14 protein-coding genes are annotated in these 14936 nt (G+C 71.5%); 10 read left to right on the top strand and 4 right to left on the bottom strand.

Annotated features, from left to right (window positions below):
* The first annotated feature begins 81 nt into the window (after window positions 1-81).
* Window positions 82-1779 carry an AMP-binding protein gene (locus GWI24_RS27115; protein WP_210948527.1) on the top strand — a complete coding sequence of 566 codons (1698 nt, stop codon included), beginning with the start codon at window positions 82-84 and terminating at the stop codon, window positions 1777-1779.
* A 73-nt stretch (window positions 1780-1852) separates the two neighbouring features.
* The gene (locus GWI24_RS27110) at window positions 1853-3577 is read left to right on the top strand and encodes an AMP-binding protein (protein WP_210948525.1); all 1725 of its coding nucleotides are present in this window, start codon (window positions 1853-1855) and stop codon (window positions 3575-3577) included.
* A 93-nt stretch (window positions 3578-3670) separates the two neighbouring features.
* On the opposite strand, the gene GWI24_RS27105 is transcribed toward GWI24_RS27110, so the two are convergent.
* Together GWI24_RS27105 and GWI24_RS27100 are read right to left on the bottom strand one after the other, a co-directional pair.
* Entirely contained in the window at window positions 3671-4420 is a 750-nt protein-coding gene (locus GWI24_RS27105; protein ID WP_210948524.1) for a neutral zinc metallopeptidase, read from the bottom strand.
* A 101-nt stretch (window positions 4421-4521) separates the two neighbouring features.
* Complete coding sequence (locus GWI24_RS27100; RefSeq protein ID WP_210948523.1) at window positions 4522-5226, bottom strand: hypothetical protein; 705 nt, start codon at window positions 5224-5226, stop codon at window positions 4522-4524.
* A 138-nt stretch (window positions 5227-5364) separates the two neighbouring features.
* Between GWI24_RS27100 and GWI24_RS27095 the strand changes: the two genes are divergently transcribed.
* From GWI24_RS27095 to GWI24_RS27065, 7 genes are all read left to right on the top strand, one after another.
* Window positions 5365-5616: a hypothetical protein gene (locus tag GWI24_RS27095; RefSeq protein ID WP_210948522.1), complete on the top strand. Its 252-nt coding sequence runs from the start codon at window positions 5365-5367 to the stop codon at window positions 5614-5616.
* Window positions 5613-5984, top strand: coding sequence for a helix-turn-helix domain-containing protein (locus GWI24_RS27090; RefSeq protein WP_037949321.1), 372 nt, complete (start codon window positions 5613-5615; stop codon window positions 5982-5984). Before GWI24_RS27095 ends, GWI24_RS27090 begins: the two co-directional genes overlap by 4 nt.
* Before the next feature lie 107 nt (window positions 5985-6091).
* The gene (gene uraD, locus GWI24_RS27085) at window positions 6092-6634 is read left to right on the top strand and encodes a 2-oxo-4-hydroxy-4-carboxy-5-ureidoimidazoline decarboxylase (protein ID WP_210948521.1); all 543 of its coding nucleotides are present in this window, start codon (window positions 6092-6094) and stop codon (window positions 6632-6634) included.
* A complete protein-coding gene (gene uraH / locus GWI24_RS27080; protein WP_210948520.1) occupies window positions 6634-6972 on the top strand; it encodes a hydroxyisourate hydrolase in 339 nt (112 codons plus the stop codon). The genes uraD and uraH overlap by 1 nt, the downstream gene beginning before the upstream one ends.
* A gap of 5 nt (window positions 6973-6977) precedes the next feature.
* Window positions 6978-7859 (top strand): factor-independent urate hydroxylase, encoded by an 882-nt coding sequence (gene pucL / locus GWI24_RS27075; RefSeq protein ID WP_210948519.1) that lies wholly within the window; start codon window positions 6978-6980, stop codon window positions 7857-7859.
* Between the two features lie 61 nt (window positions 7860-7920).
* A complete protein-coding gene (locus GWI24_RS27070; RefSeq protein WP_210948518.1) occupies window positions 7921-9291 on the top strand; it encodes an 8-oxoguanine deaminase in 1371 nt (456 codons plus the stop codon).
* A gap of 168 nt (window positions 9292-9459) precedes the next feature.
* Entirely contained in the window at window positions 9460-11301 is a 1842-nt protein-coding gene (locus tag GWI24_RS27065) for an alpha-L-fucosidase (RefSeq protein WP_210948517.1), read from the top strand.
* 259 nt (window positions 11302-11560) lie between these two features.
* On the opposite strand, the gene aceB is transcribed toward GWI24_RS27065, so the two are convergent.
* Complete coding sequence (gene aceB / locus GWI24_RS27060) at window positions 11561-13180, bottom strand: malate synthase A (RefSeq protein ID WP_210948516.1); 1620 nt, start codon at window positions 13178-13180, stop codon at window positions 11561-11563.
* 124 nt (window positions 13181-13304) lie between these two features.
* Window positions 13305-13913 (bottom strand): NTP transferase domain-containing protein, encoded by a 609-nt coding sequence (locus GWI24_RS27055; protein ID WP_210948515.1) that lies wholly within the window; start codon window positions 13911-13913, stop codon window positions 13305-13307.
* A 275-nt stretch (window positions 13914-14188) separates the two neighbouring features.
* Between GWI24_RS27055 and GWI24_RS27050 the strand changes: the two genes are divergently transcribed.
* Window positions 14189-14506, top strand: a complete 318-nt coding sequence (locus tag GWI24_RS27050) for a DUF5955 family protein (protein ID WP_308344059.1) — start codon at window positions 14189-14191, stop codon at window positions 14504-14506.
* Window positions 14507-14936: the final 430 nt, after the last annotated feature.

Genomic DNA, 14936 nt, shown 5'->3' with positions numbered 1-14936 from the left:
CGTCCGGGGGTAGTGAGACTCAGATCACCCGTCGCACGATGCTAGCGAGCGGTACGCCCTTCAGGAGGACAAGTGACAGCAATGCATCCGGCCCAGGACTTCCGCGCGGCACGGGACTTCCTGCTCGGTCACCGGGAGGACTACGCGGCGGCGTACGAGGGATTCCGCTGGCCCCGCCCGGAGCGGTTCAACTGGGCCCTGGACTGGTTCGACGGGATCGCCGGGCGCGGTGGCGACCGTACCGCCCTGCACATCGTCGAGGAGGACGGCAGCGAGATCCGCCTGACCTTCGAGGAGCTGCGCCGCCGCTCCAACCGGGCCGCGAACTGGCTGCGCGAGCGGGGCGTGCGGGCCGGCGACCGCATCGTGGTCATGCTCGGAAACCAGGTCGAGCTGTGGGAGACCGCGCTGGCCGCGATGAAGCTGCGCGCCGTGGTCATCCCCACCACCCCGTTGCTCGGGCCGCTCGACCTCGCCGACCGCATCGAGCGCGGCCGGGCGCGGCATGTGGTCGTGCGGGCCGGGGACACCGGCAAGTTCGCGGATGTGGCCGGGGACTACACCCGGATCGCGGTCGGCGGCGCCTCCGAGGGCTGGCTCGCCTACGAGGACGCCGGGACCGCCGCCATCACGGCAAACGGCATCGGGGCTGATGAGCCCTTCACCCCCGACGGGCCGACCCTCGCCACCGACCCCCTGATGCTGTACTTCACCTCCGGCACCACCGCCCGCCCCAAGCTGGTCGAGCACACCCATATCTCGTACCCCATCGGACATTTGTCGACGATGTACTGGATCGGGGTCGAGCCTGGCGATGTCCACCTCAACATCTCCTCCCCCGGATGGGCCAAGCACGCCTGGTCCAATCTCTTCGCCCCCTGGAACGCCGAGGCCACCGTCTTCGTCCACAACTACACGCGGTTCGACGCCACCCGGCTGCTGGCCGAGATGGACCGCTGCGGGATCACCACCTTCTGCGCCCCGCCCACCGTCTGGCGGATGCTCATCCAGGCCGATCTCACCCAGCTGCGCACCCCGCCCCGGGAGGCCGTCGCCGCGGGCGAGCCGCTGAACCCCGAGGTCATCGAGCATGTGCGGCGGGCCTGGGGGGTGACCATCCGGGACGGCTTCGGCCAGACGGAGACGGCCGTCCAGGTGGCCAACACCCCCGGACAGCCGCTCAAACCCGGTTCGATGGGACGGCCCACCCCCGGCTTCCGGGTCGCCCTTCTCGATCCGGTCACCGGCCGGCCCGGTGAGGAGGGCGAGATCTGCCTCGACCTCACCGGCCCCGAGGGCCGCCCCGTCGGCCTGATGACCGGCTACGAGGGCGATGAGGAGCGCACCGCCGAGGCCACCGCGGGCGGCTACTACCGCACCGGGGACATCGGCTCGCGTGACGCCGACGGCTACATCACCTACATCGGCCGCGCCGACGACGTCTTCAAGGCGTCCGACTACAAGATCTCCCCGTTCGAGCTGGAGAGCGCGCTGCTGGAGCACGAGGCGGTGGCCGAGGCCGCCGTCGTCCCGGCCCCCGACCCGGTGCGGCTCGCCGTGCCGAAGGCGTACATCGTCCTCGCGGAGGGCTGGGAGCCCGGCCCGGACACGGCAAAGGCGCTGTTCGCGCACTCGCGGGCGGTGCTCGCGCCGTACAAGCGGATCCGCCGATTGGAGTTCGCCGACCTCCCCAAGACGGTTTCCGGGAAGATTCGCCGGATCGAGCTGCGTGAACGCACGGCACAGGGCGGCGGTATCGAGTTTTATGAGGAGATCTGATGACTGACGCTCATATGATGACCCACCCTCACGAACGTGAAGGCGTCCGTGACCGTGACACCAAGGAGCTGCCATGACCGACCTGACGTCCGACCCACCAAGCCCAGCCGGGCTCTCCTACACCAGTGGAGTCGGTGACCTCCCGCTGCTCGGCGACACCATCGGCGCCAATCTGGCCCGCGCCGTCGAGCTGTACGGCGAGCGCGAGGCGCTCGTCGACATCCCCTCCGGCCGCCGCTGGACCTACGCCGAGTTCGGCCGGTCGGTGGAGGAGGTCGCGCTCGGGCTGATGGCCATGGGGGTCGCCAAGGGCGACCGGGTCGGCATCTGGGCCGTCAACTGCCCCGAATGGGTGCTGTTGCAGTACGCGACCGCCCGCATTGGCGCCATCATGGTCAATATCAACCCCGCGTACCGCGTACACGAGCTGCGGTATGTGCTCCAGCAGGCGGGCATCTCGGTCCTGGTCTCCTCCACCGAGCACAAGACCAGCGACTACCGCCGGATGGTCGAGCAGGTGCGCTCGGCCTGCTCCGCGCTGCGCGATGTCATCTACATCGGCGACCGGACCTGGGACATGCTGGTGCGCGCGGGAGCCGATGCCTCCCCCGGGCGGCTGGCCGAGCGCGAGGCCCGGATCGGCTGCGACGACGCGGTCAACATCCAGTACACCTCCGGCACCACCGGCTTCCCCAAGGGCGCCACCCTCTCCCACCACAGCATCCTCAACAACGGCTTCTTCGTGGGGGAGACGGTCCGCTACACCGCCCAGGACCGGATCTGTGTGCCGGTGCCCTTCTACCACTGCTTCGGCATGGTGATGGGCAACCTCGCGGCCACCACCCACGGCGCCTGCGTGGTCATCCCCGCCCCCACCTTCGACGCCGTCGCCACCCTCTCCGCCGTCGAACGGGAGCGCTGCACCTCGCTGTACGGCGTGCCCACCATGTTCATCGCCGAGCTGGCCCTGCCGGACTTCGCCACCTTCGACCTCAGCTCGCTGCGTACCGGGATCATGGCCGGATCGCCCTGCCCGGTGGAGGTGATGCGGCGGGTGGTCGACGAGATGCATATGGAGGAGGTGTCCATCTGCTACGGCATGACCGAGACCTCACCGGTCTCCACCCAGACCCGGCCCGATGACGACCTCATGCGCCGCACCTCGACGGTCGGCCGGGTGCTGCCGCATGTCGAGGTCAAGATCGTCGACCCGGTGACCGGGGCGACCGTGCCCCACGGCACCCGCGGCGAGCTGTGCACCCGCGGCTACTCGGTGATGCTCGGCTACTGGCAGGAGCCCGAGCGGACCGCCGAGGCGATCGACTCGGCGCGCTGGATGCACACCGGCGACCTCGCGGTGATGGACGACGAGGGCTATGTCCAGATCGTGGGCCGGATCAAGGACATGATCGTCCGCGGTGGGGAGAACGTCTATCCGCGGGAGATCGAGGAGTTTCTGCACACCCACCCCAAGGTCGCGGATGTGCAGGTCGTCGGCGTACCGGACGAGAAGTACGGCGAGGAGATCCTGGCCTGCGTCATCCTGCGCGAGGGCGCCAGGACCCTCACCCGCGATGAGCTCGCCCGCTTCTGCCGGGGCCGCCTCGCCCACTACAAGGTCCCCCGCTATCTGCGGCTCATGGACGCCTTCCCGATGACGGTCAGCGGCAAGGTCCGCAAGGTCGAGCTGCGCGAGGCGGCCGCCCGGGAGCTGCTGCCCGAGACCCGGTCCGAGGCCGATCCGGCCAGATCGGAAACGCTTGCCGAGCGGGCCGAGCCCCAGGCCGCGCCCAGCTGATGAGATGCGGGCCCCTCTACCACAGCAGGGGCCCACACCCCCGCAGGGGCCCACACCCCCGAGCCGGGAAGGCCATGTGCCACCGGGCTCCCGTCACTGAATGCCGTTCGGCAGACAGGACTTCACCCCGGATCGCGCGCCACGGCTGAAGTAGGAGACCCGCTGGGAGGCGTCGCCGTGGTCGGAGACATCGGTCCACGGGGTCCTGTCGGCGAGCGCGGTCAGGGCGTCCGCCAGCTCCTCGGTGTCGCCGTCCTCGAAGGTGAGCGTCCCGTCCTGCGCGGCGCCGAAGAGGACCGCCCCGGCCAGGCAGTCGGCCTGGAGCTCACGGGCGAGATCGACCAACCCCGCGTCCAGCCGGTTCTGGACCGCGTGGCCCCACTCATGGGCGATCACCAGATAGACCCAGGCGTCGCCCCGCGCGTGCCCCCAGCGCATCAGATCCATGTCCCACGCTATGTAGTCGCCGTCCGGGCAGTACACGGCGTTGTCGTCCGGGAGGGGCGCACCGCCGCACACCGGAGTGCCAGGGGTGTCGCCGTCGTAGGCGCCCGCGACCCGGGGCGGGCTGTAACCGCCGGTGAACAGCTGGGACCAGTGGGTCTGCCAGTAGGCGGTGGTGACGGAGACCGCCGCCTGGATGTCCTCCTCCACGCTCCCCCCACCGTCGGGGCCTGCGCTGCCGGTCGGCGGTTCGGGCGTGCCGGAGAGGGGCCCCGGCGCGGGCGAGGAGCTCTCCACCGCGGGCGGGGGCACATCGTCGCCCCCGCATCCGGTCACCAGCAGGAGGGTCAGGGCGGCGGCGAGAGCGGCCCATGACCTCGGGTACCACGGAACAGCCATCGTTCGGCCTCCGGCCGGTCGAGCGGATGGGACGGGTGAACGGTGGAGGGTGGCCCCTCAAAGGAAGCGTTCCCCGGTCATGAGCACAAGGGCCGACCGGGTCAGCCGTCCGGCGGGCCCATCCGGATCAGCACGTCCGCCGGGTCGTTGACGGGCTGCGGGGTGCCGGTGAGATCCATGATGAACAGCGGCAGATGCAGCGCGTCGGCGCGCGCCCGCGCCTCCCGCGCATAGCCCGCGAGCGAGAAGAAGACGCTCATCGCCGACGTGTGGAGCCCGTTCAGCCACAGGCACTCGATGTCCCGCAGCCCGGTGGGGCGGGTGGTCGGATCGACCTGGGCCACCACACCCGTCCCGTAGAGGTCCACTCCGGAGACGGCCCGGTCCTCCGAGGGCCGCAGGCTGTGGAAGCCGAGCCACTTCAGATACTGCGCGGCGGCGGTGACCGCGTCCCGCGCGGTACGGATCGTGACCGGCCGGAAGGCCGGGCGCCGCACCGCCGGGCCGCCGGGCCCGGCCGCCGCGCCCGGTCCGGCCGGGGGCGGCGCGGCGGCGACGGGGACGCGGACCACCGCGCCGCAGTCGCAGCCGAGCTCCGGCCGCGGCCAGTGGCCCTGGCGGCCGCAGGACGGGCAGTTCACCGCCACCCAGAGGTTCTCCCAGGTGCGGTGGCCGAGCTCCTCCGGGGTGCCGTCGCGGAGGACGGGGAGGGTGACCGGGGCGCCGCACGCACAGGGGAAAGCGGGCGGCGTGAACGACTGCTCGCGACGGCACGCGGGACAACGCACCGGCACGTTGTCTGGCATCGGGGCGCTCCGTGGGCGGAAGGCGGATGGGGTATCGGTCCATGCTCCCCGAAGCGGGCAGCCGCGGGGAGGGACTTGGGCGTTCTGTCCCCCGTAGCGGGGGCGCCGTGTTAGGGCGGGACGCAGTAGGTTGGCGGCGTGAGATTGAGGGTTGAGTTCACCACCGAACCGTTCGACCTCGACGAGGTGCCGCCGCACGCCGTGGCCGCCCGCGAGACCGTCGAGGCCGCCCCGCTGGACGCCGTGGACGTCGGCCCCTTCGGCAACACCGCGGAGGGCGGGACGGAGGCCGTGCTGGAGGCCGTCGACCGGCTGCTGCGCAGCTCCCTCGAGGCCGGTGCCACCCGGATCTCGCTCCAGGTCAGCGTCCTCGGGGAGGCCGAGGCGTGAGCGTACCGGCCGACCACCCCTTCGCCGCCGCGGTGAAGCCGCTCGTCGATGCCATGGGCGGCGAGATGATCGCCCCCGACCGGGCCCGGGGCGACGATGTGGTGCTCTCCTGGGAGGGCCGTCCGGTGGTCGCCGTAAGGCTGCCGCATCTGTCGGACTCGCTCGACCGCATCCTCGCCGACCTCCAGCGCCGCCACGGCGTACCGCTCTCGGCCCTCGACCGCAAGACCAAGCAGTCCGTGGTCCGCCAGCTCGAGCAGCGCGGCGCGTTCTCGGTGCGCCATGGGGTCGAGACGGTCGCCGGGGCCCTCGGGGTCAGCCGCTTCACCGTCTACAACTACCTCAACCGGGAGAAGGGCGGGGACTGACCGTGCCCCGTTACGAGCCCCTCTCACGGACCGGCGGTGGGCTCTCGTTACCCAGAGTTTTCAACAAACTGTTGACGTTCGGTGCGGGAGCCTCCTAGCTTGCGAGAGTGACTTCCAGTGCACCGCCGGGGCTGGCCCGGTTCAACGCGGCGGACGACCGGGACGCCGCCGCACTGCTGCGCGAGGTGTGCGCCAGCCGGGCCTGGGGCGCGGCGGTGGCGGCCGGGCGGCCGTACGCCACGGTCGGGGAGCTGCTCGACGCCGCCGACGCGGCCATGACCGGGCTGACCGCCGCCGACCTGGCCGAGGCGATGGCCGGGCATCCGCCCATCGGACGGCCGGCACCGGGCGACGCCGCCTCGGCGCGGGAGCAGAGCGGGGTACGGGACGCGGAGCGCGCGGAGCTGCTGGAGCTGAACCTCGCGTACCAGGAGCGCCACGGCCATGTCTTCCTGATCTGCGCCACCGGCCACACCGGCGAGGAGATGCTGGCCGCGCTGCGCGAGCGGATCCAGCACGACGCCGGCACCGAGCGCGACATCGTCCGCACCGAACTGGGAAAGATCAACCGCATCCGGCTGACCCGGCTGACGGAAGCGCTGACGGAAACCGTGGAGGCCCCGCGGGCCCCGGCGGAAGGAGAGCGGTGATGGCCAGCGGCGCCACCTCGGTGTCCACCCACATCCTGGACACCAGCATCGGCCGCCCCGCCGTGGGCGTGGTCGTCGAGCTGTCCGTCCGCTCGGGGCCGGGCGCTGAGTGGACGGCGCACGCCGACTCGCTCACCGACGCCGACGGGCGCTGCGGGGATCTGCCCGCCCTCCCCGGGGGCACCACCCACGCACGGCTGCGCTTCGAGACCGGGCCGTATCTGACCCACGCCTTCTTCCCGGAGGTCGCGGTCGCCTTCGCCGTCGAGCCGGGTGAGCACTACCACGTACCGCTGCTGCTCACCCCGTTCGGCTACTCCGTCTACCGAGGGAGCTAGCACCGATGCCCACGCTCGGCCCGAACCAGTACGGCAAAGCCGAAACCCGCGTCGTCCGGGTGGTGCGCGACGGCGCCGTGCACCACCTCAAGGACCTCAATGTCTCGGTGGCGCTCTCCGGTGAGATGGACGAGGTCCACCTCTCCGGCGGCAACGCCAACGTCCTGCCGACCGACACCACCAAGAACACCGTGTACGCCTTCGCCAAGGAGCACGGCATCGACACGGCCGAGGAGTTCGGCATCCGGCTGGCCCGCCACTTCGTCACCAGCCAGGAGCCCATCCACCGCGCCCGCGTCCGCGTCGAGGAGTACGCCTGGGAGCGGATCGGGACGGCCGGGAGCGCCGAGCACTCCTTCGTCCGCCGCGGCCAGGAGGTCCGCACCGCCCAGATCACCTTCGACGGCGAGCGCTGGGAGGTGGTCTCCGGGCTCACCGGCCTCACCGTCCTGAACACCACGGACTCCGAGTTCTGGGGCTATGTGAAGGACCGGTACACCACGCTTCCTGAGGCGCGCGACCGGATCCTCGCCACCGATGTGCACGCCCGCTGGCGCTACGGCTGGAGCGAGGACACCCGGCCGATGCCGGACTGGGACCACGGCCACGCCGAGGCGCGCGGCCATCTGCTGAGCGCGTTCGCCGAGACCTACTCGCTCTCGCTCCAGCAGACGCTCTATCAGATGGGCGCGCGGGTGATCGAGCGCCGCCCCGAGATCGACGAGATACGCCTCTCGCTGCCCAACAAGCATCACTTCCTGGTCGATCTGGAACCCTTCGGCCTCACCAACGACAACGAGGTCTACTTCGCCGCCGACCGGCCGTACGGGCTCATCGAGGCCACCGTGCTGCGGGACGGCGCCGAGCCCCGGATCCCCACCGACTGACAGATCGCCCGGCAGATCCCCACCGATCCCACCGACCGATACGAAGGGAGGGCCACGCCCCGTGAACCGCATCGTCATCGAGAACTGCGCCGTCGCCACCGTGGACGCCCACGACACCGAGTACGCCTCCGGCCATGTCGTCGTCGCGGGCAACCGCATCGAGTCGGTGGGCGAGGGGCGCGCGCCGGAGGGGCTGGAGGGCGTCGTCCGCCGGGTCGACGGCACGGGGCACCTGGTGACCCCGGGCCTGGTCAACACCCATCACCACTTCTACCAGTGGCTCACCCGCGGCCTGGCCCAGGACAGCAACCTCTTCGACTGGCTGGTCGCGCTCTACCCCGTCTGGGCGCGGATCGACGAGCCGATGGTCCACGCGGCGGCCCGCGGCTCGCTCGCGATGATGGTGCGCGGCGGGGTCACCACCGCCATGGACCACCACTACGTCTTTCCGCGCGGCAGCGGCGATCTGCTGGGCGCCGAGATCCGCGCGGCGCGCGAGCTGGGGGTGCGGTTCACCGCCGCCCGCGGCTCCATGGACCTCGGCACCTCCGACGGCGGACTGCCGCCGGACTTCGCCGTGGAGTCCATGGAGGACGCGCTGGCCGCCACCGAGGAGGCCATCGACACCCACCACGACCCGGCTTTCGACGCCATGCTGCGGATCGCGGTCGCGCCCTGCTCGCCCTTCTCCGTCTCCACCGAACTGCTCCGCGAGTCCGCGACGCTGGCCCGCCGCAAGGGCGTACGGCTGCACACCCACGGCTCGGAGACGGTGGAGGAGGAGAAGTTCTGCCATGAGCGGTTCGGAATGGGGCCGACCGACTACTTCGAGTCCACCGGCTGGCTGGGCGAGGACGTGTGGATGGCCCACTGCGTCCATATGAACGACACCGACATCCAGGCGTTCGCCCGGACCGGCACCGGGGTGGCCCACTGCCCCTCGTCCAACGCCCGGCTCGCCGCCGGGATCGCCCGCGTTCCCGATCTGCTCGCCGCGGGTGTGCCGGTCGGCCTCGGCGTGGACGGCACCGCCTCCAACGAATCCGGTGAGCTCCACACCGAACTGCGCAACGCGCTGCTGATCAACCGGCTCGGCGGTCACCGCGAGAAGGCGCTGAACGTCCGTCAGGCGTTGCGCCTCGGCACCCAGGGCGGTGCGCGGGTGCTCGGCCGTCAGGAGGAGATCGGCTCGCTGGAGCCGGGCAAACTGGCCGACCTGGTGCTGTGGAAGCTGGACGGCCTCGGCCACTCGTCCATCGCCGACCCGGTCGCGGCCCTCGTCCTCGGCGCCCCGGCCCCGGTGACCCTGTCCCTGGTGAACGGCGCTCCGGTGGTGGAGTCGGGCCGGCTGCTCACGGTGGACGAGGACCAGATCGCCCGGGAGGCGCGCACCGAGGCACGGCGCCTGGCCCGTATCACGGAAGAAGACTGACGCCGCAGCCGATACATCGGATGGGTCGCCCGGGATGGTCGCCTTACGGCCGTCATCCGCGGCCCATCGGGCCGTTCGGGCCCCGTTGACATCCCATCTTTCGTTCTAGGTTCCCGTACGCGGCTGGCCAGCCCTCCTGTCCGACCATCCACGAGCACAGGAGCCGCCATGCGTACGTCCAGACGACGGGCCGTCATCCCCCTCCGAGCGCTCAGCCTTCTGCTCGGCATGGTGCTGGCGACGATCCTCAGCGGCCCGTCCGCCGCCACCGCGACGCCCACGACGGCACGGGAGCCCGGGCCCGGGACCGACTACGCGACCGACGATCCGTTCACCTCCGCCCGCACCGCTTGGTGGCGGCAGGACCGCTTCGGGATGTTCATCCACTTCGGCGCGTACTCCCAGCTGGAGGGCGAATACCGGCGGGCGGACGGGACCGTCTGCCGTGACGCGGAGTGGATTAAGCGGAACTGCCAGATCCCGATGAGCGAGTACGAGGACGCCGCCCAGGACTTCAATCCCTCGTCCTTCGACGCCAAGGCCATCGTCAAGGCGGCCAAGGACGCCGGGCAGCGCTATATCGTCATCACCTCCAAGCACCACGACGGCTATGCGATGTGGCCGACCAAGCAGAACAACTGGAATCTGCGCGACCACTCCTCGTTCGACCAACGGCGCGACATCCTGGCCGAGTTGAAGTCCGCCGCGGACGCCGCCGGGATCAAACTCGGCTTCTACTACTCGATCTGGGACTGGCACGACCCCGACTTCGCCGACCCCGCCACCTTCCCGCGCTATGAGAAGCGGATGTACGCCCAGCTCAAGGAGCTGGTCGACAGCTACCACCCGGCGCTGCTCTGGTTCGACGGGGAGTGGGACGCGGACAACCCCACCAACCGCTGGTCCGCCCAGGACGGTGAGCGGCTCCAGTCCTATCTGCACGGCCTCGACCCCGACCTGATCACCAACAACCGGGTCGGCAAGCGGCGCGTGGTCGACGGCGACTACGGAACGCCCGAGCAGGAGATCCCGGACGCGCCCGTGGACGGGCAGCTGTGGGAGAGCTGCATGACCCTCAACGGCCACTGGGGCTTCGCCAAGTACGACCAGGACTGGAAGTCGCCCACCACGCTCACCCGCAATCTCCTCGACATCGCCGGCCGCGGCGGCAACTACCTGCTGAACGTCGGCCCCGACAAACTGGGCCGTGTGCCCCAGCCCTCCGTCGACCGGCTGCGCGCGATCGGCTCCTGGCTGCGGACCTCGGGCCAGGGCCGCGCGGTGTACGGGGCCGGGGCCACCGGGCTGGTGGACGAGCCGTCCTGGGGCGCGGTCAGCCGGTCGGGCAACCGGCTGTACGCCTCCGTCACCTCCTGGCCCGCCGCCGGTCAGCCGCTCCACCTCACCGCGAAGGCGCCGTTCACGGTGGTCGGCGCCCGGGTGCTGGGCAGCGGACAGCGGGTCGAGGTGGCGAAGTCGGGCGACGGTTTCGACCTCACCCCCTCCGGCGGACCGGTCGACGACGCCGCCTCGGTGATCGAGCTGACGGTGACACCGGCCCCGGCCGCACCCCAGGGGCGGGGCCAGGGGCTGCGGGAGGAGGTCTTCGCCAATGAGACCTTCACCGGGCCGCCGGCCGTCACCCGGACCGACCCGACCGTCAACCACACCTGGCGGTTCTCCGGCTCCCCGGCCGCCGACGTCCCCGCCGACCACTTCGGCGTCCGCTGGACCGGCTACCTCCAGCCGCGGCACAGCGAGACCTACACGCTCTCGACGGTCTCGGACGACACCGCGCGGGTGTGGATCGACGGCCGCCTGGTCATCGACACCACCACCCCGCACGGTCCACAGGTCGACAAGGCGACCGTCGCGCTGCGCGCCGGAACGAAGCACGCCATCCGGATCGAGTACACCGAGCAGACCGGTGAGGCCCATATGAAGCTGCTGTGGTCCAGCCCCAGCGTGCCCCAGCAGATCGTGCCGCGCGCCCAGCTGTACACGCCGTAGCGACGGCTAGGGTCTGTCGTCAAAGGGGGCGCCCGGCCGCGAGCGGGGGGCACCTCCCAGCGGTAGCTGGGGGAGTCTGGTGCGGTCGATCGCAAGGCGGAGCGTCGCCCTCGTACTGGGCGTACTTGGGTGGCGCGACAACGCGGCGAGCGGCCGTGCCAGGCGTCGGGAGCAGGGCGCCCCCTTTGGCGACAGGCCCTAGGGCCCCGGACCGCATCGGTGGCGGTCCGGGGCCCTTCTTCCGCGTGAACGGACCGCGTCAGTCCAGCAGTTCGTACGCGGGCAGCGTCAGGAACTCCGTGTAGTTCTCGTCCAGCGCGACCCTCAGCAGCAGATCGTGCGCCTGGCTCCACCTGCCCGCGGCGAAGGCGTCCTCGCCGACCTCCTCGCGGATCGCCGCCAGCTCCTCCGCGGCGACCTTACGGACCCGATCGGCGGTGGCCTTCTCGCCGTTCTCGAAGACGATCCCCGCGTTGACCCACTGCCAGATCTGGGAGCGGGAGATCTCGGCGGTGGCCGCGTCCTCCATCAGGTTGAAGATCGCGACGGCGCCGAGGCCGCGCAGCCACGCCTCGATATAGCGGATGCCGACCTGTACGGCGTTGCGCAGGCCCTGGTGGGTGGGGGTGGCGTCGAGCGAGGCGATGTCGATCAGCTCGGCCGCGGTGACGTGGACGTCCTCGCGCAGCCGGTCCTTCTGGTGCGGCCGGTCGCCGAGGACCGCGTCGAAGGAGGCGCGGGCCACCGGGACCAGGTCGGGGTGGGCGACCCAGGAGCCGTCGAAGCCGTCGCCGGCCTCACGGTCCTTGTCGGCCTTCACCTTGTCGAACGCGACGGCGTTGACCTCGGGATCGCGCCGCGAGGGGATGAAGGCCGCCATGCCGCCGATCGCGTGCGCGCCGCGCTTGTGGCAGGTGCGGACGAGCAGTTCGGTGTAGGCGCGCATGAACGGGGCGGTCATCGTGACCGCGTTGCGATCGGGGAGGACGAAACGGGGGCCGCCGTCGCGGAAGTTCTTGACGATCGAGAAGAGGTAGTCCCAGCGGCCCGCGTTGAGCCCGGAGGCGTGGTCGCGGAGCTCGTAGAGGATCTCGTCCATCTCGTACGCCGCCGTGATCGTCTCGATCAGAACGGTGGCGCGGATCGTCCCTTGCGGAATGCCAAGGTGGTCCTGCGCGTAGACGAAGACGTCGTTCCAGAGGCGGGCCTCGAGGTGGGACTCGGTCTTGGGCAGGTAGAAGTACGGCCCCTGGCCCCGGGTGAGCAGCCGGCGGGCGTTGTGGAAGAAGTACAGCCCGAAGTCCACGAGGGCGCCGGGGACCGGGCGGCCGTCGGCGGCCCGCAGATGGCGCTCGTCGAGGTGCCAGCCGCGCGGCCGGGTGACGACGGTGGCCAGCGCGTCGTCGGGCCGCAGGGCGTAGCTCTTGCCCTCGGGGGAGGTGAAGTCGATCCGGCGCTCATAGGCGTCGATCAGATTCAGCTGGCCGCCGATCACGTTCGCCCACGTCGGGGCGGAGGCGTCCTCGAAGTCCGCGAGCCAGACCTTGGCGCCGGAGTTGAGGGCGTTGATGGTCATCTTGCGGTCGGTGGGACCGGTGATCTCCACCCGGCGGTCCTCGAGCGCGGGCGGGGCCGGGGCGACGCGCCAGTCCGGATCGTCCCGGATGTGGGCGGTCTCCGGGAGGAAGTCCAGGGTGCTGGTGCGGGCGATCTCGGCGCGGCGCTCCGCGCGGCGCGCGAGCAGCTCGTCCCGGCGCGGGGTGAAGCGGTGGTGGAGCTCGGCCAGGAAGGCCAGGGCCGCGTCGGTCAGCACCTCTCCCTGCCGCTCAAGCGGTTCGGCGTCGACGATGGCCAGCGGGGACGGCGCTGGTGCGGACATGGGCTGTCACTCCTTGGGCGAGTCTCGGCTGGACGCTCGCGATACCTCTGCTTTGTGGATAGTAATTTTCTCATGGTGGAAGTTCAATCTTCTGTTGAACCGCCGCCTTGTCCGTCGGCGCCCCTCATTCCAACAGTGTCAAGTCCTCGGGGGTGTCGATGTCGTCAGTACGGGCGATATCCGAGCAGTCGACGAGCGTGATCGCGGACTGATGCGCCCGCAGATAGCCGCGTGCCCCCCGGTCGCCCACCGCACTCGCCGCGATATCCGCCCACCGGTCCGCGCCGAACAGCACCGGATGCCCCCGCTCCCCGCCGTACGCGGCGGCCGCCAGCGTGGACGGCGAGCGGTACGCGGCCACCACCCGCGCCACCGCCTCGGCGCCGATCCCCGGCTGGTCCACCAGCGCGACCAGCGCCGCTTCCGCGCCCGTACCGGCCAGTGAGGCGAGCCCGGCCCGCAGCGAGGAGCCCATGCCCTGCTCCCAGTCGGGGTTGTCCACCAGGACGTACCCGTCCAGCCGGGCCCGCGCCCGTACGGTCCCGGCCGCGGCGCCCAGCACGATGTGCACCGGGGCGCAGCCGCCCTCCCGCAGCGCGTGCGCGGCGTGCTCCACCAGCGGACGCCCCCGATGCGTCAAAAGGGCCTTGGGGCGTCCGCCCAGCCGCCGGCCGCCCCCGGCCGCCAGTACGATCCCGGCGACCTGCGCGGAGTCCTCCGTTGTGCGATCCATGGGCCCTGCTTACCGCACATCAGGGCCGCGCGGGGGCTTCATCCCAGCCGGTCTGATTTTCGCTCTCCGTATAGCGCGTCGTGCACTGAGTGGCGTTAACTGATCCGCGGCCCCTTGTGTCCGAATCCACGCGAGGTGGAGGGTTGGGGCGGTCATGCGGGAGAGGGGGCAGGCTCGTGCGAGAGGGCGCGAGGGGGAGAAGGGCAGTGTTGGCCAACGAAGGCGCGAGGCTCTGGGGTGAACCCGGCGCCTTGTCAGTGGAGGGCGCCGCAGTCGTGGAAGTCAGGCGAGTGGCGGGCACCGAGGACGATCCGAGGGTGGCCGAGCTGCGCCGTGCCGTGGCCCGGCTCAGGCGCGATCTGGCCGCCCACCCGGCGGAATTACCCGACCGGGCGATCGCGGACGACGAACTGGCCGCGCTCGACGCCATGGCCCGCACCGGCGCCCCGGAGCTGCACCGGCTGCGCCGCTCGCTGCTCCTCATCGCGGGCGCCCTGGGCTCGGTCAGCGCCCTGGGCCCCGCTCTGACGGGCGTCCGCGAGGCGATCGACCAGTTCGGCAGTGTGCCCCGGACGGGCATAGGGAGAGACTGAGCGACCGTCCAACGGGCACGGGCAAGGCTGCCCCGGCCGGCCCGGCGGCTCCGTCCGCGCCGGGCGTTGACCGGGGGTCCCGCTCGCGCCGGGCGTTGACCGGGGGTCCCGCTCGCGCTGGATGGCCGGGTGGTCCGGCCCGCGTCGGGTGGTGGTCGAGGTGGCCCACTCGCGCCGGGGGTGGCCCGTCGGCCCTGCTTGCGCCGGGCGGTGGCCGGGCGTTCTCGCCCGGCGCCCGGCGTCGCCGCAGCGGTTCCGCCCGCGCCGGTCGGGTGACGCCTGCGGCGGGCTGCTCCCCTCCCCGCCCCTTCCCGAAACTGGGGCTCCGCCCCAGACCCGGACCAGGGCCCTGCCCTAGGCCGGGATCGGGGCTCTGCCCTAGGCCGGGATCGGGGCTCTGCCCCAGGCCGGGATCGGGGCTCTGCCCCAG

The sequence above is a fragment of the Streptomyces sp. MK37H genome (genome assembly GCF_018035285.1).
In the GTDB taxonomy this organism is placed as follows: domain Bacteria; phylum Actinomycetota; class Actinomycetes; order Streptomycetales; family Streptomycetaceae; genus Streptomyces; species Streptomyces endocoffeicus.
This window is presented reverse-complemented; position numbering and strand designations above follow the sequence as displayed.

What these genes read in the sequence shown, in the direction of transcription:
- GWI24_RS27110 (WP_210948525.1), top strand. Translation starts at nt 1,853, where the DNA reads ATGACCGACCTGACGTCCGACCCACCAAGCCCAGCCGGGCTCTCCTAC.
- GWI24_RS27055 (WP_210948515.1), bottom strand. Translation starts at nt 13,913, where the DNA reads ATGGATCGCACAACGGAGGACTCCGCGCAGGTCGCCGGGATCGTACTG.
- GWI24_RS27105 (WP_210948524.1), bottom strand. Translation starts at nt 4,420, where the DNA reads ATGGCTGTTCCGTGGTACCCGAGGTCATGGGCCGCTCTCGCCGCCGCC.
- pucL (WP_210948519.1), top strand. Translation starts at nt 6,978, where the DNA reads ATGCCCACGCTCGGCCCGAACCAGTACGGCAAAGCCGAAACCCGCGTC.
- aceB (WP_210948516.1), bottom strand. Translation starts at nt 13,180, where the DNA reads ATGTCCGCACCAGCGCCGTCCCCGCTGGCCATCGTCGACGCCGAACCG.
- GWI24_RS27065 (WP_210948517.1), top strand. Translation starts at nt 9,460, where the DNA reads ATGCGTACGTCCAGACGACGGGCCGTCATCCCCCTCCGAGCGCTCAGC.
- uraH (WP_210948520.1), top strand. Translation starts at nt 6,634, where the DNA reads ATGGCCAGCGGCGCCACCTCGGTGTCCACCCACATCCTGGACACCAGC.
- GWI24_RS27115 (WP_210948527.1), top strand. Translation starts at nt 82, where the DNA reads ATGCATCCGGCCCAGGACTTCCGCGCGGCACGGGACTTCCTGCTCGGT.
- GWI24_RS27100 (WP_210948523.1), bottom strand. Translation starts at nt 5,226, where the DNA reads ATGCCAGACAACGTGCCGGTGCGTTGTCCCGCGTGCCGTCGCGAGCAG.